Origin of the sequence: Alteromonas sp. MmMcT2-2 (assembly GCF_022348305.1) — a bacterium.
GTDB lineage: Bacteria > Pseudomonadota > Gammaproteobacteria > Enterobacterales > Alteromonadaceae > Alteromonas > Alteromonas macleodii.
This window is the reverse complement of record NZ_JAKRFA010000004.1, coordinates 1-20,988: the sequence shown is the minus strand read 5'-3', so window position 1 is coordinate 20,988 and position 20,988 is coordinate 1. Positions and strand designations below refer to the sequence as shown.

The 20,988-nt window shown below is 43.2% G+C and carries 21 protein-coding genes and 1 tRNA gene; 11 read left to right on the top strand and 11 right to left on the bottom strand.

Annotated elements, in window-relative coordinates:
- The first annotated feature begins 64 nt into the window (after nt 1-64).
- From MHM99_RS03980 to MHM99_RS03960, 5 genes are all read left to right on the top strand, one after another.
- Nucleotides 65-1,369 (top strand): bifunctional diguanylate cyclase/phosphodiesterase, encoded by a 1,305-nt coding sequence (locus MHM99_RS03980; RefSeq protein ID WP_039230212.1) that lies wholly within the window; start codon nt 65-67, stop codon nt 1,367-1,369.
- A 145-nt stretch (nt 1,370-1,514) separates the two neighbouring features.
- Nucleotides 1,515-2,546: a succinylglutamate desuccinylase gene (astE, locus tag MHM99_RS03975; protein WP_239218260.1), complete on the top strand. Its 1,032-nt coding sequence runs from the start codon at nt 1,515-1,517 to the stop codon at nt 2,544-2,546.
- Nucleotides 2,539-2,949: an HIT domain-containing protein gene (locus MHM99_RS03970; RefSeq protein WP_239218258.1), complete on the top strand. Its 411-nt coding sequence runs from the start codon at nt 2,539-2,541 to the stop codon at nt 2,947-2,949. The genes astE and MHM99_RS03970 overlap by 8 nt, the downstream gene beginning before the upstream one ends.
- A gap of 56 nt (nt 2,950-3,005) precedes the next feature.
- Nucleotides 3,006-3,332 (top strand): heavy metal-binding domain-containing protein, encoded by a 327-nt coding sequence (locus MHM99_RS03965; protein ID WP_014949040.1) that lies wholly within the window; start codon nt 3,006-3,008, stop codon nt 3,330-3,332.
- A 139-nt stretch (nt 3,333-3,471) separates the two neighbouring features.
- Nucleotides 3,472-5,889, top strand: coding sequence for a prolyl oligopeptidase family serine peptidase (locus tag MHM99_RS03960; protein ID WP_239218256.1), 2,418 nt, complete (start codon nt 3,472-3,474; stop codon nt 5,887-5,889).
- A gap of 74 nt (nt 5,890-5,963) precedes the next feature.
- Here the strand turns inward: MHM99_RS03960 and MHM99_RS03955 are convergent, their stop codons facing one another.
- The 7 genes from MHM99_RS03955 to MHM99_RS03925 all read right to left on the bottom strand — a co-directional run bounded on the left by MHM99_RS03955 (nt 5,964) and on the right by MHM99_RS03925 (nt 10,963).
- The gene (locus tag MHM99_RS03955; protein ID WP_081099354.1) at nt 5,964-7,223 is read right to left on the bottom strand and encodes a dicarboxylate/amino acid:cation symporter; all 1,260 of its coding nucleotides are present in this window, start codon (nt 7,221-7,223) and stop codon (nt 5,964-5,966) included.
- A 190-nt stretch (nt 7,224-7,413) separates the two neighbouring features.
- Nucleotides 7,414-7,623, bottom strand: a complete 210-nt coding sequence (locus MHM99_RS03950; RefSeq protein ID WP_061094716.1) for a DUF2897 family protein — start codon at nt 7,621-7,623, stop codon at nt 7,414-7,416.
- Between the two features lie 14 nt (nt 7,624-7,637).
- Nucleotides 7,638-8,324: a M15 family metallopeptidase gene (locus MHM99_RS03945; protein WP_187447306.1), complete on the bottom strand. Its 687-nt coding sequence runs from the start codon at nt 8,322-8,324 to the stop codon at nt 7,638-7,640.
- A gap of 9 nt (nt 8,325-8,333) precedes the next feature.
- Nucleotides 8,334-9,470: a succinyl-diaminopimelate desuccinylase gene (gene dapE, locus MHM99_RS03940; protein WP_168463477.1), complete on the bottom strand. Its 1,137-nt coding sequence runs from the start codon at nt 9,468-9,470 to the stop codon at nt 8,334-8,336.
- Complete coding sequence (locus tag MHM99_RS03935) at nt 9,464-9,811, bottom strand: ArsC family reductase (protein ID WP_110287914.1); 348 nt, start codon at nt 9,809-9,811, stop codon at nt 9,464-9,466. The genes dapE and MHM99_RS03935 overlap by 7 nt, the downstream gene beginning before the upstream one ends.
- Nucleotides 9,812-10,068: 257 nt before the next feature.
- Complete coding sequence (locus tag MHM99_RS03930) at nt 10,069-10,569, bottom strand: PTS glucose transporter subunit IIA (RefSeq protein WP_239218254.1); 501 nt, start codon at nt 10,567-10,569, stop codon at nt 10,069-10,071.
- A gap of 4 nt (nt 10,570-10,573) precedes the next feature.
- Nucleotides 10,574-10,963 carry an ACT domain-containing protein gene (locus MHM99_RS03925; RefSeq protein ID WP_239218252.1) on the bottom strand — a complete coding sequence of 130 codons (390 nt, stop codon included), beginning with the start codon at nt 10,961-10,963 and terminating at the stop codon, nt 10,574-10,576.
- 632 nt (nt 10,964-11,595) lie between these two features.
- Here MHM99_RS03925 and MHM99_RS03920 point away from each other — a divergent pair.
- Nucleotides 11,596-11,952, top strand: coding sequence for a VOC family protein (locus MHM99_RS03920; protein WP_168463479.1), 357 nt, complete (start codon nt 11,596-11,598; stop codon nt 11,950-11,952).
- A 37-nt stretch (nt 11,953-11,989) separates the two neighbouring features.
- Here the strand turns inward: MHM99_RS03920 and hppD are convergent, their stop codons facing one another.
- Together hppD and hmgA are read right to left on the bottom strand one after the other, a co-directional pair.
- Nucleotides 11,990-13,063: a 4-hydroxyphenylpyruvate dioxygenase gene (gene hppD, locus MHM99_RS03915; RefSeq protein WP_014949049.1), complete on the bottom strand. Its 1,074-nt coding sequence runs from the start codon at nt 13,061-13,063 to the stop codon at nt 11,990-11,992.
- A 292-nt stretch (nt 13,064-13,355) separates the two neighbouring features.
- A complete protein-coding gene (gene hmgA / locus MHM99_RS03910; protein WP_239218250.1) occupies nt 13,356-14,651 on the bottom strand; it encodes a homogentisate 1,2-dioxygenase in 1,296 nt (431 codons plus the stop codon).
- 396 nt (nt 14,652-15,047) lie between these two features.
- Between hmgA and MHM99_RS03905 the strand changes: the two genes are divergently transcribed.
- The 3 genes from MHM99_RS03905 to MHM99_RS03895 all read left to right on the top strand — a co-directional run bounded on the left by MHM99_RS03905 (nt 15,048) and on the right by MHM99_RS03895 (nt 16,984).
- Nucleotides 15,048-15,476 carry a MarR family transcriptional regulator gene (locus MHM99_RS03905; protein WP_014976177.1) on the top strand — a complete coding sequence of 143 codons (429 nt, stop codon included), beginning with the start codon at nt 15,048-15,050 and terminating at the stop codon, nt 15,474-15,476.
- A gap of 196 nt (nt 15,477-15,672) precedes the next feature.
- Entirely contained in the window at nt 15,673-16,749 is a 1,077-nt protein-coding gene (locus MHM99_RS03900) for a patatin-like phospholipase family protein (protein ID WP_239218248.1), read from the top strand.
- A gap of 158 nt (nt 16,750-16,907) precedes the next feature.
- Nucleotides 16,908-16,984, top strand: a tRNA-Val gene (locus tag MHM99_RS03895).
- A gap of 624 nt (nt 16,985-17,608) precedes the next feature.
- Here MHM99_RS03895 and MHM99_RS03890 read toward each other — a convergent pair.
- Both MHM99_RS03890 and MHM99_RS03885 read right to left on the bottom strand, forming a co-directional pair.
- Complete coding sequence (locus MHM99_RS03890; protein WP_187447301.1) at nt 17,609-18,595, bottom strand: WYL domain-containing protein; 987 nt, start codon at nt 18,593-18,595, stop codon at nt 17,609-17,611.
- A 268-nt stretch (nt 18,596-18,863) separates the two neighbouring features.
- A complete protein-coding gene (locus MHM99_RS03885; RefSeq protein WP_230237739.1) occupies nt 18,864-19,844 on the bottom strand; it encodes an IS5 family transposase in 981 nt (326 codons plus the stop codon).
- Nucleotides 19,845-19,852: 8 nt separating this feature from the next.
- Here MHM99_RS03885 and MHM99_RS03880 point away from each other — a divergent pair, with 8 nt between their 5' ends.
- Both MHM99_RS03880 and MHM99_RS03875 read left to right on the top strand, forming a co-directional pair.
- A complete protein-coding gene (locus MHM99_RS03880) occupies nt 19,853-20,788 on the top strand; it encodes a PD-(D/E)XK nuclease family protein (RefSeq protein ID WP_239218246.1) in 936 nt (311 codons plus the stop codon).
- 14 nt (nt 20,789-20,802) lie between these two features.
- Complete coding sequence (locus MHM99_RS03875) at nt 20,803-20,952, top strand: hypothetical protein (RefSeq protein ID WP_239218244.1); 150 nt, start codon at nt 20,803-20,805, stop codon at nt 20,950-20,952.
- Nucleotides 20,953-20,988: the final 36 nt, after the last annotated feature.

Genomic DNA, 20,988 nt, shown 5'->3' with positions numbered 1-20,988 from the left:
CGCCATGGTTTTATATAACTAGTTGTTTTTAGTACCTCGAAGCGTAAAGCTCAAGGAAAACATCATGAGCCAACACACATCACTGGCAACCATTCCCAATCGCTATGCGTTTATCGATAGCATTTCGAAGCAAGCATCTCGCAGTGCTTCTATTTCATTGATGCTGGTCGATGTAGTACGTTTTTCTGATGTGACAACCAGTCTGGGCATTCATGTAGGCGATCGCTTTTTACTTGAAATAGCCAACCGCATCCAACTCCTATTTGGAACTGCGGTATCGATTGGCCGTATCAGTGGTGATGTTTTTGGCATCGTTTTTCCTAATGAAAGTAATGAAACCGTAATGCGACAAATGTTCGAACGCTTAGTCGAGCATTTCAAAACGCCTATGCATTATGATGGTACGGCTTTTATTGCAGACTTTAACGTAGGTGTGGTGTGCAGTATTAAGAATGACTTTGATATCACTTCCTTTGTTTCCCGAGCGGAAACGGCTTTAAAACAAGCAAAAGAAAACAAATACGAAAATTACTTCGCGTTGACTAAGTCAGACAAAACCGACACGGGCAGAAGTTTGGCGCTAAAAGCAGATTTAAAACGTGCATTAGCACAAAATGAACTCGAGCTTTACTATCAACCAAAAGTCGATCTGACAACGCTAGAAGTAGTGGGGGCTGAGTGCTTACTTCGCTGGAATCACCCTCTTGATGGCGTCTTATTTCCAGGTCCGCTAATCGAAGCGGCCGAGTCGTATAATATGATGAGCGAACTGGGCTACTGGACGCTTGAGCAAGCCTTTAGGGCGCTCTCGGAATTGGACCTAATGAAGCGGTCTTTAATGCTGTCTGTGAATATTTCTCCCACACAGTTATACGACAACCAGTTAGTCCCAACACTGACGATGCTGAGTCGTACGTATTCAATGCCGCTTTCGTTAATCGAGTTGGAGCTCACCGAGGACGTGGCACTGTCTAATTCATTAATGGTGAAAAAGCAGTTAGATGAGCTGCGAAGCTTAGGCGTATCTATTTCTGTAGATGATTTTGGTAAAGGGTATTCAAATCTTGCTTATATTCGAGATCTGGATTTGGATGCGCTGAAAATCGATAAGTCCTTTGTGATGGAACTTGAAGCTCACCCTGTTAATCGCGCCATTATCGAAGCGGCGAAAGTGATAGGGCATGCAAAAGAGTGCTGTGTAGTAGCCGAGGGCATAGAAACCGTAGAGCAGCTTCACATACTCAGAGAAATAGGGGTGACACAAGGGCAGGGATACCTATTCTCTCGCGCCATTCCATTCGATGATTTCGTACAGCTTACCCAACAAGAGATAATTATCGGCAACTCGCCTAGACGCGCTCAAGCCTAGTATTTGAAAGTGCGGCAATCTGTAGTTGCGTTGTTCAATCCTTACAGCTACTGGGAATTAAACAGTGAGATAACGTGATTTTGAAGGCCTGTCTGGGTACACTGGAAGCATTCGAGATTAGACAACGTAGACAAAGCTCACACTTATGCAAGAACTTATAGAAAGCGGCCAGTTTTTAACACTTTCTCGCCGTAATTCCGCATTATTTGAACGCTCTCATCAATTTACATTAGCTAATGGTACGCTCGTCGATATTACCGCACCTGGCATTATTAGTTTTTCAGTTCAGCCAACCTCTAAGCCTAACAAACGCATTGTTTTATCGTGTGGTGTGCACGGTAATGAAACCGCACCTATCGAAATCTGTGATGATTTGGTTAAGGGGATCCTTACAGGGAACATAACGCTGGCACATGATGTTTTGTTCCTATTTGGCAACCTGCCCGCGATGGATATTGCAGAGCGTTTCGTTGAAGAGAACATGAACCGCTTGTTTAGCGGTGCTCACTCGAAGGGCGAAGGTTTAGTGAACGCAGAGCGCGTTCGTGCTAAACAGCTCGAAGATGCTGTGGCGTCTTTCTTTGAAGCGGGTGAGGGCACCCGATATCACTACGACCTACACACTGCAATTCGCGCCTCTAAAAATGAAAAGTTTGCGGTATATCCGTATCTTCATGACAGAGTACACAGCAAAGGGCAGCTTGCATTCCTTGCCGCGTGTGGTGTGAAAACCATATTGCTGTCGGAAAGCTCGACAACCACCTTTAGCTATTTCTCGTCATATCAATACAACGCGCACGCGTTTACGGTTGAACTTGGCAAAGTGCGTCCATTTGGGCAAAACGATATGCGTCGATTTGAAGATGCCAAACAAGCGATAACGCAGCTAATTACTCAAACCGAGTACGCGCCAACGGTTGAGATGGATGACCTTGATATTTATCGCGTGAACCAAGTTATAAACCGAAACGAAGAACAGTTTACGCTTCATTTCAATGACGATACGCCAAACTTCACTGACTACCCTAAAGGCACGGTATTGGCTTCTGAACCGGGTAAAGAGTACATAGCAGAGCAGGACGGCGAAGCCATTGTTTTCCCGAATGCAAAAGTGGCCATTGGGCAACGCGCCTTGTTAACCGTTGTGCCTACTACGTTGGATAAGCTAGATGTTTAAACTTGATAGCCGTTTACACAATGATACATTTTTTGTCTGTGATCTTTCGCTGTGTCGTGTACTGTTGATGAATGATAGTCAGTTTCCGTGGCTCATTTTAGTGCCGATGAAAAATGATATTGCGGAAATTATCGATTTGTCAGAAGAAGAGCAGATTACTTTACTCAAAGAGTCTGCATTGGCATCAAAAGCCATGCAGTCCTTGTTTTCACCACTTAAACTTAATGTGGCAGCACTAGGCAATGTGGTAAGGCAGCTTCATGTTCATCACGTCGCACGTTTTGAAAATGATTGTGCGTGGCCAAACCCCGTGTGGGGCAACCAGCCAGCAGTGGCATATAACACAAACGATGCTCAGGCGCTTGTTAAGTCTGTTAAGCAATGGTTTGAAAACAACAGCTAGAGGGTGCACGCCCTTAATAGCAACAAATAAACAGTTCACATTAAAAGGAATTATGCATGATAGTTTCAACTACCCCAACGCTTGAAGGGCATAAAATTGAAGCTTATTACGGTATTGTTGTGGGCGAGGCCGTGATGGGCGCAAACGTATTTAAAGATCTTTTCGCTTCTATTCGCGACATCGTGGGTGGTCGTTCTGGGTCGTATGAAGAAGAGTTAACCACCGCACGTAAGCTCGCCTTTACTGAGCTTGAGCACGAGGCGAGAAGCATGGGCGCAAATGCTGTGGTTGGCATCGACTTAGACTATCAAGTGATTGGCGATAAAGGCAGTATGCTTATGGTGAGCATTAGCGGTACTGCGGTTAAAACGACCCCTTTATAAAATCAAAAAGCTCGCACACCTTAAGGTATGCAACTATCTAATGAATCGAAGCGAGGTTTTTCGCCAGTTATTTACAACTACGGCGAAACCTCGTTTTCCTGTTTCTATATACCCTCAAAAATCTAACTAAGGATATTTAATGCTAAGAAAATGGATGTGTTTCCTACTCGTTGCATGCTCCTGTCAGCTATTTGCGCAAGACGCACTGCAATACCAAAAGCCGTCAAAAGAAATACTCGATTTAGTAGACGTTACGCTAGCTCCTACCACACTAGTAGACGATGCACAGCAGAATATGCTGCTGTTGTTTCGCGACAACTATAAATCTATAGAAGACTTATCGAAAGAAGAGCTTCGCTTAGCTGGACTAAGAATTGACCCTACTACTAACATTGGAAGCCGCGTAACGTATTACAACGATCTTCAGGTGCAGCGGGTAGGTAGTAAAGATAGCCTGACTATTAAAGGCATGCCTGAAACGCCGCGTTTAACCAATTTTACTTGGTCACCTAATCAACGCTATATGGCATTTACCCATACAGCAAAAATGGGCGTAGAGCTTTGGGTGCTTGATATCGAAGCGGCTGAAGCTAGAAAGCTCTTCGATAAACCCATAAACGCGAATATGGGCGATACCTTAAATTGGAATGCAGATAGCAGTTCCCTTCTGGTAAAAGTCGTACCCAAAGATAGAAAAAACTTAATCGACACCAGCGTGGCGGTGCCTACCGGACCCACGATTTCAGTGAGTGATGGTAAAAAAGCACAAAATCGCACGTATCAAGATTTGCTTAAAAATAAAAATGATGAGTTTAATTTTGAGCAATTAGCCCGTTCAGAGATTTATAAAGTGCCGTTAAAAGGGAAGGCATCTCCTTGGCTTGCATCTGGTATGTATGGCGATGTAAGCGTTTCTCCCGCAGGCGACTACGTGATGGTAGAGGAATACAAGCCGCCGTTTTCTTATTTAGTGACCTACCGTCGCTTCCCTCACACTATTAGCTTGTATAGTAAAAATGGAACGTTAGCTAAAACACTTGTTGACGTTCCGCTTATTGAAGACCTACCACAAGGTTTTATGGCTGTTCGAACGGGGCCTCGCGATGTTCAATGGCGCAACGACAAACCCAACACGATTGTGTATGCCGAAGCGCTTGATGGGGGCGACCCAGAAGTCGAGGTGACGCACCGCGATAAACTTATGCAGCTAGAAGCACCGTTTAACGGTGAAGCTGAGCAAATTCTTAAAACAGAAGACAGGTTCTACCGCTTCATTTGGAATAACGATAGCGTTGCCATCGCCATGGATTATTGGTGGAATACGCGCAATATTAAAACGTACTTGTTTAGCCCAGACCAAAGTCAGTCTGCACAAATTATTTCAAATCGAAGCTATCAAGATAAATACAGCGACCCTGGCAACTTTGTTACCCGTAAAAATGGCTATTTTAAAGATGTGCTAGCAGTAGAAGGAAATAATGCGTTTTTGTTAGGGGATGGGTTTACACCTGAAGGACAGTTCCCATTCTTGGATAAGTTAGATTTAGAAACCCTTGAAACATCGCGCGTATATAAAAGCGCGTACACAGACAAATTTGAGGACTTGCGTGATTTCAATATTAAAAACGATCGCTTGTTGGTAAGAATTGAGTCTAAGCGTGACTACCCTAATTACTATTTCCGCAATTTAAAAAACAACACGTTGACGCAATTAACACACTTTGAAAACCCGTTTGAAAGCATTCAAAACGTAAAAAAAGAAGTGATTACGTACAAGCGTAACGATGGGTTGGACTTAACGGGCACTTTGTATTTGCCAACAAACTATGAGCAAGGCAAGCGCTACCCTATGATCTTATGGGCTTATCCAGAAGAATTTAAGGACAAGTCAAGCGCAGGTCAAAACACGCAAAACCCCAATCGATTCATTTACCCGTGGTACGGTTCACCTATTTATTGGGTTACCAAGGGCTACGTAGTATTGGACGATGCTTCATTCCCTATCGTAGGAGAGGGTGATGAAGAGCCAAATGATACCTTCAGGCCTCAGCTCGTTGCTAATGCAAAAGCGGCGATAGATGCACTTGACCAAAAAGGAATTATTGACCCAGCGCGTGTTGCAGTGGGCGGGCATAGTTATGGTGCGTTTATGGTGGCAAACCTGTTGTCGCACTCTGACTTATTTGCCGCAGGAATTGCACGTTCTGGTGCTTACAACCGCACACTCACACCATTTGGTTTTCAGTCGGAGGAGCGCCATTACTGGGATGCACCAGAGGTGTATTACACCATGTCGCCATTTATGCATGCTGAAAAAATGAAGACCCCGCTTTTACTTATTCATGGTGAGGCTGATAATAATTCCGGTACATACCCAATGCAAAGTGAGCGTTATTTTAACGCGCTTAAAGGCTTAGGTGCGGTGACACGTTTAGTTATGTTGCCTAAGGAGAGTCATGGATATCGTGCCAAGGAAAGTGTTTTGCACACGCTTTGGGAACAAGATCAGTGGCTTGAAAAGTATGTGAAAAACAAGGGCGCTACACAATCAAAGTAGCGTGTTGTTCGAGTTGCTAACAAGACTAAAAAGGTGGCAAATGCCACCTTTTTCTTTTGCTATAAAGCGCAGTTCTATTTGGCCGTATTTTCTATTGGCTGCTCTTCAACAGCATCAGCATCGATGGAAATCGTATCTACGATCACCGCGCATGCTGCATCACCCGTAATATTTAGCGCAGTACGGATCATGTCGAAAATTCTGTCCAAGGCAAATAACAGAGGTAAACCTTCAATGGGAATGCCGGCAGCAAGTAACACGGCAACGACTAAGAATGATGGCCCAGGTACACCCGCTTGGCCTACGGCGCCAAGGGTAGACGTTAGGATGATGGCAACATATGCACCCATTGATAAATCTATATTGAAAAGCTGCGCAAAAAACACCGCTACCAAGCCATAATAAATGGCATTTCCGCTCATGTTGATGGTGGCGCCTAACGGCAGTACAAAAGATGCCGTTGCGTTTCTTACACCTAGCTCATTCTCTACTGTATTCATAGTGACCGGCAGTGTCGCCATGGATGACGCAGTCGAAAGAGCTACCGCCTGAGGCTTTTTCATGGCGACGAGAAATGATTTAGCCGACGTTTTTGTAAATAGCTGTACCAAAAGCGGGTAAACCACAAAACCAAACACTAAAATCGCCGCAGTAAACACCAAGAAGAGTTTGAATACCACCATGAGCGCGGCGAAACCAAATGTTCCTACTGCCTCTGCCATTAAACCAAAGACGCCGATTGGCGCGATTTTCATCACACAGTTGATCATCCACACCATGGCATCAACGATAGTGTTCACGCCATTTAAAATAGGCTCGCGGTTCTTTTTAGGTTGTTTAGAAAGGGCGAGGCCAAAGAACAAGCAAAACACCAGAATTTGAAGAATGTTCGCGTTGGTTAACGAGGCAAATACGTTGGTGGGGATCATACCCGTAACGGTAGCCCAAAATGAAGGTAGCTCACCTTTAGAAGCGTATTCACCAGAGAACATACCTTCTACCGCAGAAACGTCGATACCTATTCCTGGCTTAAACACTTCACCCATAATGAGGGCCAGTGTTACGGCAAGTGCTGACGTTAACGCAAAATAAGCAAGGGTAGTTAGCCCCACTTTTCCTGCATTAGTGCTGTTGCCAAGCCCCGCAGCGCCAGAGATAAGCGCTACTGCCACCAGTGGAATGACCAGCATTTTAATTAAATTGATAAATATGGCACCTAGTGGAGCGAACATTTCAGCGCTTTCACCCATAAAGGCGCCAACAGCGGTGCCAATAATCATAGCAATGACAACTTGTACGCCGATATTGCCCAGTAAGGATTGTTTTTTAGACACGTCTAGAACCTCTTAGAGTGTGTTTAAATGTGAAAAGTGATTTGTGAATGAATAATTGAGAGCCCTAATACTCAAGTGCCCGCGTCGGCATAAACAATGGGTAAAAGCTTCTAATTATAAAAGCCTCGAATTATAAAAGCTTTACTTAGGCTTCGATTAAAATGCCGCGATTGACGCTATCAGAATAGGGTTATTTCATAGGGGTGTTGCTGTCTTTATCTTGGTCTTTAAGGGATGTACTCGTGCTTTCACTGTCCTTGTTTGAATCGTCGTCACTATCATCATAAGGTTTAGAAGGTGTCGGAAATTTAAATCTAGCACTGTATTTAAGCAGCGTGATATTCCCAATCACAACGCCCAATACTAAAACAATAATGATGATGACCCAGGTAGTACTCATAAAAATTCCGTAGGCTACAGCCCTTTGTTCAATACATAGCGATTATACAAGCTAGGTAGCTGTGGCAAAATACATGTTTTGCCTTCTATATCGCTTTGTTCGATGGCTTTCGTAAAGCCATCTAAGTGCCTGGCATTTTCGAAAGCACACGCTGTGTTTCGAAAGCTTAAATGCCATGGCTCTACTGCGACGCCACCCGTATTAACCGAAAAAGGGCGATAAAAGCCAAACTGTTCCATATTGTCAGCTAGCCAACATGAAAGGGCATGGCACGGTCCGCCAGAAAGGTATTCGCGTTCGACAAGATTAAACTTGCCCCCCCAGTTATGCACGGCAGCTCTGTCGTACACGTCGATGTCAGTGCCCCAGTGGTGGCGACTGCCGCCGGGAAGTGCTGACCATGTCAAAATAGCATGAAGCTTTTCATTATCGCTTAGTGCCTCGAATGGCAGTTCATCACCGTTGGTATCAAGAAGCTGTGCTTGACCTGCCCATTTGCGGTTAAAAATAGCAGTTTGCCTGTCGAAATCTCGAAAGCTACTGACCAACTGTAAGTCTATACCGTCTTTTTGCGCAGCATCTTGCATGGCAAGAAACGGCGATATCACGTCGCGATGCAGTCTATGGCCGTTGCCAGCATCAACGAGATAGTCGTTGTGCTGGCCTAACCACGCTTTTTCTGGCACTTGATTCATAACCATCAATAGCGGCTATTTAGCCAGCAAGCGTTCTAGGATACCGAAGTACATATCAGCAAGCTGTTCAAGATCAGACATTTTCACGCACTCGTCAATTTTGTGAATAGTGGCATTCACCGGGCCTAGCTCTATCACTTGTGCACCTGTTGGCGCGATAAAGCGACCATCTGATGTACCGCCAGCAGTAGACAGCACGGTAGGTGTTCCTTTAACCGCCGCTATTGCACCTTGAGTGGCTTCTAACAGGGCACCCGTATCGGTCAAAAAGGGTTGACCGTTAAACGTCCATTTAATCTCGTACTCCAGTTCGTGGGCTTCCAAAATTGCCGTGACTCTCTCAATGAGAATTTGGTCGGTTACTTCCGTTGAAAAACGGAAGTTGAAGCAAACGTGCATCTCGCCCGGGATCACATTGCCCGCACCTGTACCCGCGTGAATGTTTGATATCTGGAAACTGGTGGGAGGGAAAAAGTCGTTACCGTTATCCCAATGAGATTTAGCTAGCTCGCCAAGGGCCGCCATTGCACCATGAACAGGGTTTTTAGCTAAATGAGGGTAGGCGACATGGCCTTGGATACCTTTTACTATTAAATCACCCGTTAATGAACCTCTACGGCCATTCTTAACAATATCGCCTACTTCATCGGTTGAAGAGGGTTCGCCAACAATACACCAATCAATTTTTTCGTTGCGGGATTCAAGGGTATCAATAACGCGGGTGGTACCGTTTATAAAAGGGCCTTCTTCGTCGCTAGTAATAAGGTACGCAATACTTCCCTTGTGATCAGGGTATTTGTTCACAAACTCGCGGGTGGCTACTAGCATAGCGGCAAGACTGCCTTTCATGTCAGCTGCGCCGCGCCCGTGCAGATAGCCGTCAACTTCTGTCGCGGTAAATGGCGGTGTTTTCCATGCTGACTCAGGGCCACTAGGCACTACATCAGTGTGGCCTGCGAAACAAAATACCGGGCCTTCTTTACCTCTGCGAGACCAAAGGTTCGTCGTGTCTTCAAATACCATGGTTTCATTATTAAACCCTAAAGCACCTAAAAACTCGCCCATGGCTTCTTGGCAACCTGCGTCTTCTGGCGTTACAGAACGGCGGTTTATTAATTGTTTAGCAATTTCAATAACAGAGTCGTTTAACAAAATATTTCCTCATACTGCGCGGGTTTGAAGCCAATATAAAACGCGTTGTCATGAACAAGGATAGGGCGTTTAACCATGGCAGGATGAAGCTCTAGCAGGGCCAGTGCTTTATCTTTATCTAGATTCGCTTTCTCTTGCTCTTCTAGCTGGCGAAAGGTCGTGCCGCGTTTGTTGAGCATTGCTTCCCAGCCAAGCTCAGACTCTGCTCGTACAAGAAAGTCGTTATCTATCCCGTCCTTGCGGTAATCGTGAAATGTGAAAGCGATATCGTTGTCTACTAACCATTTTTTTGCTTTTTTAATGGTGTCACAGTTTGGGATCCCATAAAGGATTGTGCTCATGGTGATTTATTCCGTACTACTTTGTTGTTTGTAAATGAAAGACGCTGGTTAGAACAGTGCCATTATGTGGCGCTGTTTCGAAGAGCTAGAGAAAATAGAAAACCGCAATAGCCCGAAAACAGTGCGCCTGTACATTTTTGTTTTTCAATGTGCTCCATCATACAAGCTGTTGATACGTTGATAAACTCACTTGCGATGATTTTTAATAGTAAATCACTCAGGGCTGAAAGCCTGTTTTACAATTAGGTCAACAGGCCTTAGAGGTAAAGTGTCAACAACGTATCTTCGCCTGCTTCGACAAACTTTTGATGTGTAGGCACCACGCCGATAAGCGCATTTGCATTAAGCAACGTCATTGAACAGGTATTGCTAACACCGCGCTGCTTTAGCCATGCAGCGTTCACGGTAAAAAGTACTTGTTTAAGCCTTATTTCATCGCCCCGCTTCAAAGAACAGGCGAATTGTGCGCCATGCAAATGACTAGTATCGCCACCATATTTAATCTTGCATTTAAGGCCCGCGCTAGACTGTATGTCGATAGCGTAATCTAGCGGGGAAACGCTCAATACTTTACCAGCGAAAGGCGATAAGACAGTATTTGATGTTGAGCTTATTGCTGCACCAGGCCCCATAAGGCCACTTTTAAAATAGGGATCGTCAATGTGTGAGAGTGAAACCACTTGCCCTGAAAATGGGCTTAAAGTTACAAACTGCTTGGTAAAACTGTCTGGTGCATATTGTAGTTGCTTAGCATTCACGGTATTAAACGTCCTCACTTACCGAATAGCCAGCTTTCTTAAGAGCACTAATGGCATCTTTTAGTTTGTTGTCTTTTATTAAAAAGAAGTCAGTGTCGAAGGTTGATACCACAAATATAGCCACTTTTGCTGATGCTAACACTTGGCCGATTTGGGCCATGATCCCTACCATGGACAAGTGCAAAGGCCCTAACAGTTCAAGTGCACGCCAACCTTCATCACTATCTAGTGACGGTACGTCTACCGAGTCAGGCACAACAATAGATAGTTCATCTTCTGTTTTACCTAAGAAAAAAAGAGGGCTATTAAGCACAGATGCGGGGATATTGGTTTCAGGATCCAAGCTGTGAATGGTAAACAAAGATTCTCTGACTAAAAGTGTTTGTTTGGGCATGAGAAACCGAAAAAAAGATAACTTCGAAGATATTCACATTAAACCACTAACTGTGATTAAGTGCTACGTGTTATCCACTTAATCTGTGGATAAGTTTGTTGAGTAGTTTGGGGCTTTGTTGTAAGTATATGTATTTAAAGGAATAAATAAACTGTACAAACAATGTTCAGTGGATAACATTCTCAATTTCACAAGCATTTTCCACAGGCCATGTCTACAACTAAAATAAAAAATGTTTTGTAATTTTGCAATTTCTTAGCTTGACAACCATGGCTTTTTTCAGAAATTTGCGTATTACTAAAACGCGAGATTCAAATGATCGAGCTCTTTTTGCCATGTTGATCTTTGATGTACAGCAAAGGTCAATAGACTCTAGCCTTTTTACCTTGAAAACATCGGTACATTAAAATGATCTATTAGTTAACAAATATTCAGTAAGGGACTACTGTTAGTAGTTAATTTAGTCTTGGGTTTTGCTTATTGAAGCAATGGGGCATTGCGCTTATCAGTTATGTAGCTTACTGGGTATTTGATCTCTAACCAGAACAAGAGCGCTGACTAGAAAAATGCCTCAACCATAAATAGAGCCCTAACAAAACAACAGCCGTAAACAAAAAACAGAGGGAGAGACAATGTCAGATTCTTCATGGTGCGATATTACGGTAGAAAACGCAGACGAACTTGTCAGCTTTTATGAAGCTGAAATACCAGTCCGCATAGATATGGGTGGCTACAATGATTATGTCATGATGAAGGCCGACGGCACACCTGTGGGCGGCATTTGTCATAAGCAGGGTGTAAACGCGCAGTACCCAAGCGGATGGATTAATTACTTTACCGTAGAAAATCTAGATGCCGCGTTGAAAGAAGTTACTTCCAAAGGTGGAAAACAGGCGGGTGATATACGTCATCACGGCAAAGACAGCTTTTGTGTCATTATTGACCCAAGCGGCGCTGCGTGCGCGCTTTATGAAAAAGGCAGCAAGTGATGAGACTTGCTGCCCTAGTATTGCGTTAGCTATCTACTTACTTGTTTAGTACGCCGCGATTTACCTGATCGCGTTCAATCGACTCAAATAGTGCCTTGAAGTTACCCTCGCCGAAACCTTCGTCTTGTTTGCGTTGGATAAATTCAAAGAACACTGGGCCGAAAACGGTTTCAGAAAATATCTGAAGCAGTAGGCGAGGCTCACCATTTTCCGTTGTGCCGTCCAATAGAATACCGCGCTTTTGTAGCTCATCTACGTTTTCGCCGTGCCCAGGAAGACGTTCTTCAAGCATATCGTAGTAAGTGTTTGGTGGAGGCGTCATAAACTTCATACCTTTCGCTTTAAGCTTATCTAAACACGCCACTAGGTCGTCACAAGCGAAAGCGATATGCTGAATACCTTCACCATTGTACTTCATTAAGAACTCTTCAATTTGGCCACCACCGCCAACCGCCTCTTCATTTAGCGGTATGCGAATTTTACCGTCTGGTGCAGTCATTGCTTTCGATAATAGACCCGTGTATTCACCTTTAATATCGAAATAGCGAATTTCTTTAAAGTTGAATAGCTTTTCGTAGAACCCTGCCCAGAAATTCATGCGGCCGCGGTACACATTATGGGTGAGGTGATCGAGCGTATGGAAGCCACATCCTTCAGGATGGCGATCAACGCCTTCAATCCAATTGAAGTCGATGTCGTAAATGGTATTTTCGCCTTCATAACGGTCTATAAGGTAAAGCATCGCACCGCCAATACCTTTAATAGCAGGAAGTTTCAGTTCCATTGGGCCGGTATGGGTATCCATAGGCTGAGCACCGCGGGCAAGCACTTCTTTATATGCGTGCTGTGAATCTTTAACGCGGAATGCCATACCGCACGCTGATGGACCGTGTTCTTCGGCATAATAGGCTGCATGACATTTCTTTTCGTAGTTACTTAATAAATTGATGTCGCCTTGACGCCATAATTCCACGTCTTTTGATTTGTGGCGAGCAACAAGGGTAAAGCCCATAGCTTCAAAAATGGGCTCCAACATGCCCTTTTTAGGCGCAGTGAACTCTAAAAATTCAAACCCGTCTAAACCAATAGGGTTTTCAAACAAATCAGCCATAGCGATACATCCTCAACGTAAATCACATTTTATAATTGTTACCTGATTGTAAGGGCGCAGTGAAAAAGCAAGCAATAGGTGTCGAGTTCAAGGATTTTGGGCATGGAAAGCAAAGCTGTAACGTTTTGTTTTCACCCGTGAATGAGATACTGAGTTAGGGAAAGCTAACTTCCCCTAACTTGTTGAAAATAAATGCTATTGAGCAAAGGTGATGCTTGTCGGTTGTGTTCAAAAATCAGTACAATTGCTTGTTTAGGTATCGGTACGTGTAACGTTACAAATCCCAGGGCGCTTATTTTTCACCATCGTAGTACTTTTTAAGGCCTTTCCAGCACGCCAAATAATCTCGTTGACGAATATCACTGTTTAAAGCGAACTCCGTTGGCGCAATGGCATAGCGAGATTCAAACATAAACGCCAGCGTGTTTTCATAACGCTGCGGTGAAAGCTCGGCGTTCGAGGCTTTTTCAAATACTTCAGCTTCTGGGCCATGGGGAGTCATACAGTTGTGAAGGCTCATGCCGCCGGGCACAAAACCGTGTTCTTTGGCGTCGTACATCCCCTCAATTAGCCCCATAAACTCGCTCATAATATTTCTGTGGTAATACGGCGGGCGAAAAGTATTTTCAGCAACCATCCACCTTGGAGGGAAAATAACGAAGTCAACGTTCGCCGTACCTTCCAGCTCAGATGGTGAGGTAAGCACGGTAAATATCGACGGATCCGGGTGGTCAAAACTTACGGTGTTCATAACGTTGAAACGGGACAGATCATATTTATAAGGGGCAGAGTTACCTACCCAAGCCACCACATCAAAGGGAGAGTGATCGAGTTTTGCTTCGAACAAATTTCCACAGAACTTGTTTACCAAAGTGTGAGGCGTCTCATTATCTTCAAACCAGGCCGTGGGGTAGCAAAAATCACGCTGGTTCGCATAGCCATTCGCGCCTACCGGGCCGCGCTCTGGCAGCACAAAAGGATGACCGTAGTTTTCGCATATATATCCGCGAATTGGCCCATTAATAGGGTTAACCGAAAAACGAACGCCACGAGGAATAACGGCTATTTCACCTACAGACAGGTTGAGCCTACCAAACTCGGTGGTGATCAGCATGTCACCTAGCTGGGGGACAATAAGCATTTCTCCGTCTGATGAGTAGAAAACACGATGTTGCATATTAGTATTGGCACTGTAGCAGTGAATGCCCATACCTACTTGGGCTTTAGCGTCACCGTTAGTGGCGATGGTTACAAGCGAGTCTACAAAATCAACGTCTTTGTCTGGTAAGGGAACAGGATCCCACCTAAGTACATTCGGAGGGCAATGGACATCAGACTCAGGTGCTGTTTTTACCAGGCCGTTATCAATTTTTTCAAAGTCGCCCATGGCAATAGAGGGGCGTAAACGATAGGTCCAGCTGCGGCGGTTTTCTGCTCGTGGGGCAGTAAATGCTGTACTGCTAAACTGTTCAGCGTAAAGCTTATAATTCACTTTTTGTGGGCTGAACTGGCCTTTAGGAAGAGCACCCGGCAGTGCCTCTGTCTCGTGCTCGTTGTTAAAACCCGTTAAATACGACAAATTATCCATAAACCCTCCCACAGGCGGCCATCGATGTGGCTGTACAGATGAATGCTAAATAAAGTAGTTACAAATGAAACTATGTGGTTTAGGCTAGAGGTAAATGAAATGTAAATCAATGGCCGTGGGCGAGTAGAGGGAATGGAGCCAACGTCATTTGGTACGCTAGCTTTACACCTTTTATTTGAGGGCCATTACAAGGTTACACGTATTGCGTGTTTTTAATGCACGATGTTAGCTGTGAAAGTTACCTGGGTTAATGTTGAACGTGCCTGAACGCTCGACCGATGGTAGCGACACTGTGGGTATAAGTAACGCCTAAGGTAAATGAAAAACAACCATGGCTTTTAAGGCGGTCACAGAAGTAAAAATAGCAAGAGTAATACGGTGATAAGGGCTTAAAACATGCAGCTAGAAGATATGCTTGCCTACAAGGTAGCCATGCTTGCGAGCGATTTAAGTGAATCGCTCTCAAAAGAATATGCAGAATATAAACTTACTAAACCAGAGTGGCGAATCTTAGCCACATTAGGCGGCCGAAATGAAAGCTCGCCAAAATCACTGCTAACGGCAAAAGAAATCGCTATTGCAACACGACTAGATAAAGTGCAGGTTTCGCGAGCGCTGGAGCGATTGGTTAAGCGAGATGCTATCGTTAAGCGTGTGAGCAAGCGAGATAAACGGGCCACATTAATTTCATTGTCAGTGGAAGGAGAACGAATCTATCGGGCGCTGTTGCCTAAAATTGTGGCTTGGCAAAATAAGCGTTTGGAAAATATCACTGAAGATGAGTATCGAATATTTGTAAAAGTGATAGATGCACTAACGCCTTAAGATTCGGGTGAAGTCGTTGAAAAGTCTGGTCTGAGCAGATGTGAGGGCATTGCTATAAAGGTTACTTTCGCGCCTTTAACTGTTAAATTCCCCCGAAACTAATTAAATGGGGAAGTTATTGGATTTATTAGTCATGGCTTGCTACCCCCTAAATATTCATCAAGCGCTTCTATTCGGCGCACAGCGAGGACATTGAGTGGCACCCTTAGAAATATACGCAGGTAAAAAAGCACGTGAATCCATAATGAAAAACGGATTTACGCCTGAGTTATTTAGCTATTTTCTGGGGGCATCTGGCGGCCCGAAATGGTTTTCTCTGGCTGGTCTAGATCGCGTACTGTTCCCTGAGTGGTTTGCCAACGTTAAGCATCAAATTCACGTGATTGGCTCTTCAGCAGGTGCGTTTCGTACCATTTGCGCTGTTCAAAATGATCCCCTAGCAGCCATAAATCGTCTAGCCTCTTCTTATTCAACAACGACCTATAGCAGTGATAAGCCTACGCCTAGAGAAATTACGGCTAAAGCTGAAGACCTGCTGAAAGAAATGGTGGATGAAGCAGGTAAGCAAGAAGTGCTGTCTAACTCCCGCTTTAAAGCTCACCTGATCGTTGCTAAATGTTTAGGTGCTACTCGTTTTGAAAGTAAGTTTAGGCAACTTTCGGGCTTGGCGATGAGTGCAGCGGCCAATACAGTGAACCGACGACACCTTTCTCGCTTATACAAGCGCTATGTGTTCTCAACGCCGGGTACGGAGTTTGCGATAAACGACCCGTATCAACTGCCTACTCAGTACCATGCATTAACTCATGGAAATATTCATACCGCGCTGCTAGCGTCTGGTTCTATTCCTGTGGTAATTGAGGGCGTACAGCAAATTGAAGGTGCGCCAGCCGGAATGTATCGAGATGGCGGTATTATTGACTACCATTTCGACTTGTCCTTCGGACCAGATGATGGCTTAGTGTTATACCCTCATTTTTATGACAAGCCCATTCCAGGCTGGTTCGACAAGGGCTTGAAGGGCAGAGTGCCTCATCGTTCAAGCTACGATAACGTTGTAATGCTTGTGCCTTCTGCATCGTTTGTTGCTAATTTGCCTTATAGCAAAATCCCCGATAGGAAAGATTTTGAAGTACTCGATGCAAAAACGCGCATCCAGTATTGGCAAACAGTATTGAAAGAAACTGACAGGTTGGGTGAATATTTTATGCGTGCTGTTAACGACGGATCCTTAGTAGACGCTATCAAGCCGCTTCCATTTAAAATGATTTAAGTTAATCGCAATTGTTGAATAAAATGGCCAATTGCTGTCAAATTAGTCACTTGAATCGTCATTTGATAAGTTTTCCTTGCAGGCAACGCTCGTGCTAAGTATTATACGCGCCGTTGCTTGGCATTCGCCCACCTATCAGGTGCAACAAAATTCTATATGCGTCTATAGCTCAGTTGGTTAGAGCGCTACCTTGACATGGTAGAGGTCCCCTGTTCGAATCAGGGTAGACGCACCATTAATTTTTATCCTGAAAACTACATTAATTGCCATTTTAAAAATTTTTCATTCTATTAAGTCATTGATGGCAATAGATTAATTAGTTCTATGCAGTTTTTTCAAAGCTTCCGCCTCCCTTTATTTTTTCCTTTGAGAATAGATGAATTTTGTCAGGATGGTCACGAGTGGTCACAATTCGTGACCACTCGTGACCAAATTTTGTTTCCACCCCTTGTTATTTATCGTTGAAGAAATTGAGATTTCCTCTTACGGCATTTTGTAATAAACAAAGTAACTCTAGAATATTTTCCATTCTGTTTCGCACAACCACACAACAAATAATGCAATGCCATTTTTTTAAATAGAAGCTTCAATAAACTGCAATAACGTGTCACTTTCTTGGCTAAAGGATTTAGACAAGTTTGCAAGTACAGCTACATTTGACCAGAGATTGAATCGCCTAAATATAGCACTCCAATCACCGAATTCCTTGGACAAGTCTCTGCATTTTGACTTCGGTATTGGTTGGTTTTGGCGAAAAGAATTATATTAATTTTCATGGTGTTGACCTTTTAATTTGCAAAGACCAAAACGCTCTAATAACGGTAAAATAGTAGAGTATCGAAACGATAAAATATGACACTTAGATATTATTTAGCTCTAACCCTTGTTTCGCTTTGTCCAGTACGCGTTGTTTTATGAAGTCAGGGCCTAGTAATCGTATTTCATGCAATTGGCTAAGTATCCAATTTTCTAGCTCGACGGTGTGTGGCACAGAGACTTTAACCGAAACCCAGCCATCGGATAACAAGGATACTTCCTGACTTTCATTGAGTTCGCTATCGTTTAATAAATTTTTGACGTAGCCTTTAGCTTCAAACGTTAATTCAATCTTTTCTTGTTTCAGTAAAACGCCAGCGGCTTGGTTGGCAATATAGGCTTTTAAAGAGAAGTCAGACTGATATGTTTGACTTAATATTTCTACAGATTTCAATCTATGCACTAATAGGTTTCGCATATTATCAAAGCCGTCATACTGACAAACCAAAACAAGCTTTGAATCACGAATTATCACACCTAATGGTTTTATCTTATAGGTTTTGTTCTTCGTATCATATTGAATTTTCAGCCAAGATTTTGTTAACAGACCTTGATAAATGCTATCAATAAACTCTTGTTTTACATTCGTCGGCTTAAACGATAACGCCTGTGGCATTGGTTGCACTAAATTAAGCCAATCTTTTGTCTCTGATGATTTTTTTAAAACGTCGTCTGACTTCTTGAATAGCGCTGTCAGACGGTTATAGACGTGACTAGGCAAGTATAGCTTAAGGTGTTCCTTCACCAGTTTTAAAGATAGCGCTTCCTCCCTAGAAATTGCTGGAATGAACTGGTTGGGAGAATCAAAAGCAAAAGACCATTTGTAACCTTCTGGTGACTCTCCAAAAGTTAAGCCCATAATATCCGATAACTCAATTAAATCACGTTGGACAGTTCTTAGACTGACATCAGGATCGATACTTAACAAATGTCTGTGTATTTGATTAGTAGTTAAGAACTTAGGCGCGACAGGAATACACTTAAGCATGGCTAGAGTTCTAGTTAACGATTTCACTTTTCTTGCTGGCATAATTAATTCTTAAATTGCTTTCTGCACACAACAAATGACTATTGCGACAAAATAAGTCATTGCTTCACTTTAACTGGCGACTTATTTTGTCGCAATATAATGGTTTTATGAATTTACTTTAAGGAAACTGCGAATAAGTCCTGCAATTTAGTTCTTGAACCAGCCTTTGCACTTACCGTCTAATTTTTGAACGCTAAAATTTCAATTTCGGCAAATATACTGCCGTTTTAGGCCTGATTTCGGCCTTATTCCGGGTTATTCCCGGATTTCAGATAGATCTTGGCTGTCGCCTTAACATCTGGTCTACTTTAAACAGGTTCGCTAAGGTGAATAACATGGCTAACTGTGAGTCATTTTTCATCAGCCCTTTATAACGTGCTTTGATAAAGCCAAACTGACATTTGATGATCCGAAACGGATGCTCCACTTTTGCTCTGATGCTGGCTTTTAAGTATTCGATGTTAATGGCCGTTTTGTTTTTGCGAGGATGCTTTTTCAGTGCCCGGACTTTTCCGGGGCGTTCAGCAATCAGCCATTCCACATTCGTATCTTGCAACTCTTCCCGCATCGAAGCGCCCTGATAACCGGCATCGCCGGAAACGAATTCTTCTTCGCCATGCAACAGGTTCTTCAACTGGTTCAGGTCATGCTCGTTTGCGGCGGTGGTCACCAGCGTATGGGTGAGGCCACTCTTGGCATCCACACCAATATGGGCTTTCATACCGAAGTGCCATTCATTGCCTTTCTTGGTCTGATGCATATCAGGGTCTCGTTCATTCTTTTTGTTTTTAGTGGAGCTGGGTGCTTCAATAATCGTCGCATCCACCAGTGTACCCTGCGTCATCATCACACCGCAGTCAGACAGCCATTGGTTGACCGTTTTGAATAATTTGCGAGTCAGCTTGTGCTTTTCCAGCAAGTGCCGAAAGTTCATAATGGTAGTGCGGTCTGGAATGGCTTTATCCAATGACAGTTGCACAAACTGACGCATCGAGGCAATTTCATATAACGCATCTTCCATGGCTTCATCACCGAGGCTATACCATTGCTGCATACAATGAATGCGAAACATGGTCTCAAGCGCGTACGGACGTCTACCATTGCCAGCTTTAGGATAAAAGGGTTCAATCACTTCCAGCAGTTGAGGCCACGGCAGCAGTTTATCCATTCTGGATAAGAATATCTCTTTACGAGTCTGGCGGCGCTTGCTGGAAAACTCACTATCGGCAAAAGTTAACTGTTGGCTCATGGGCGGTAATGGCTGTGATTTACTATGCAGCTATGATCTCACATCGGGGACTTATTCGCATCTTCCCTAAATATAGGGAAGATGTTGAAGAGCGTTTCGATGAATATGACGTAATCGGTATATTTCTAACCTTAAATGAAGAAGAGCCAGAGGAACAAAGCTATTCAACTTTAAATTATGCCGCTTGCTTTGAGTTAATTGGTTTATTACTAGAGCATCATGCAGATGTAATCTCCTCCAAAGTTTATACATTTATAGAACACTACAAAGACACCTTAGGAAGGATAACAGGGATGAATGAAGAAAGTATTAATATGAAAAATTTGGCAATAAAAATGTATCGTGAGCATAAAGCGGCAATCGATTTTATTTATGAAAATGGCAAATCAACCGAGTTTCAGTTTGTTTCACAATCTTTGAAATCAGAAGGCGAGATATTTATTAAAGAAGGCATTAAATTTAGATATTTTAATGACACACCAACAAATTTTTCATTTTTGCCTGAGAGTTGGTTGAATGAACTCGAAAAGGCAGAATTTTACTGTTGGGCTGGGTGCGAGAAGTGGTGGGCTGGTTACCCTTTAATTTGCTGGATTGCAATTCAAGGTCAAACACTAAAGTTATATGCAGAAGTAGGCCCATTGTCTAATTATAAGTTGAGAGCACTATTAATCGAATCATTAGAGGGACTTAATAGTAAAATAATTAAGTTTAATAAAAATGCAAAAGAAGAAAATGCGAAGTACTCTAAATTTTTAAATGATAAGAATCTAAAATCCACATTAAAAGATGAAGAGGACCTTCAAAATGCAGAAAAATTGGAAGTTTCAATTGAAAAGATTTTAAAAGCTTTTTCTAACTCCACTGTCAAAGTAGTTGAGGAAGCGCTTAAAACGTTTATAAATAAAGCCCATGAGGATGGTTTAATAGAAATAAAAAAATAGACAAGGAGTAACGCATGAAAATATTAACTAGCAGTGATATTGACTATGACAATGTTGAAGAGCTGGGCAAAGTGTTTTCAGGTTTTGGATTTAATACCGTTTGCATGTTCCGGCCCATTCCGATCACCCATTTCGGTTCAATCCGATCACTGATTTCGGTCTAATCCGATCGCCTATTTCGGCGTTATCCGATCAAAAAT

What these genes read in the sequence shown, in the direction of transcription:
- MHM99_RS03920 (WP_168463479.1), top strand. Translation starts at nt 11,596, where the DNA reads ATGTCAGATTCTTCATGGTGCGATATTACGGTAGAAAACGCAGACGAA.
- MHM99_RS03950 (WP_061094716.1), bottom strand. Translation starts at nt 7,623, where the DNA reads ATGAGTACTACCTGGGTCATCATCATTATTGTTTTAGTATTGGGCGTT.
- MHM99_RS03880 (WP_239218246.1), top strand. Translation starts at nt 19,853, where the DNA reads ATGGCTGTGATTTACTATGCAGCTATGATCTCACATCGGGGACTTATT.
- hppD (WP_014949049.1), bottom strand. Translation starts at nt 13,063, where the DNA reads ATGGCTGATTTGTTTGAAAACCCTATTGGTTTAGACGGGTTTGAATTT.
- MHM99_RS03965 (WP_014949040.1), top strand. Translation starts at nt 3,006, where the DNA reads ATGATAGTTTCAACTACCCCAACGCTTGAAGGGCATAAAATTGAAGCT.
- MHM99_RS03970 (WP_239218258.1), top strand. Translation starts at nt 2,539, where the DNA reads ATGTTTAAACTTGATAGCCGTTTACACAATGATACATTTTTTGTCTGT.
- MHM99_RS03925 (WP_239218252.1), bottom strand. Translation starts at nt 10,963, where the DNA reads ATGCCCAAACAAACACTTTTAGTCAGAGAATCTTTGTTTACCATTCAC.
- MHM99_RS03960 (WP_239218256.1), top strand. Translation starts at nt 3,472, where the DNA reads ATGCTAAGAAAATGGATGTGTTTCCTACTCGTTGCATGCTCCTGTCAG.
- MHM99_RS03945 (WP_187447306.1), bottom strand. Translation starts at nt 8,324, where the DNA reads ATGGTTATGAATCAAGTGCCAGAAAAAGCGTGGTTAGGCCAGCACAAC.
- MHM99_RS03905 (WP_014976177.1), top strand. Translation starts at nt 15,048, where the DNA reads ATGCAGCTAGAAGATATGCTTGCCTACAAGGTAGCCATGCTTGCGAGC.
- astE (WP_239218260.1), top strand. Translation starts at nt 1,515, where the DNA reads ATGCAAGAACTTATAGAAAGCGGCCAGTTTTTAACACTTTCTCGCCGT.
- MHM99_RS03935 (WP_110287914.1), bottom strand. Translation starts at nt 9,811, where the DNA reads ATGAGCACAATCCTTTATGGGATCCCAAACTGTGACACCATTAAAAAA.
- MHM99_RS03980 (WP_039230212.1), top strand. Translation starts at nt 65, where the DNA reads ATGAGCCAACACACATCACTGGCAACCATTCCCAATCGCTATGCGTTT.
- MHM99_RS03890 (WP_187447301.1), bottom strand. Translation starts at nt 18,595, where the DNA reads ATGCCAGCAAGAAAAGTGAAATCGTTAACTAGAACTCTAGCCATGCTT.
- hmgA (WP_239218250.1), bottom strand. Translation starts at nt 14,651, where the DNA reads ATGGATAATTTGTCGTATTTAACGGGTTTTAACAACGAGCACGAGACA.
- MHM99_RS03885 (WP_230237739.1), bottom strand. Translation starts at nt 19,844, where the DNA reads ATGAGCCAACAGTTAACTTTTGCCGATAGTGAGTTTTCCAGCAAGCGC.
- MHM99_RS03875 (WP_239218244.1), top strand. Translation starts at nt 20,803, where the DNA reads ATGAAAATATTAACTAGCAGTGATATTGACTATGACAATGTTGAAGAG.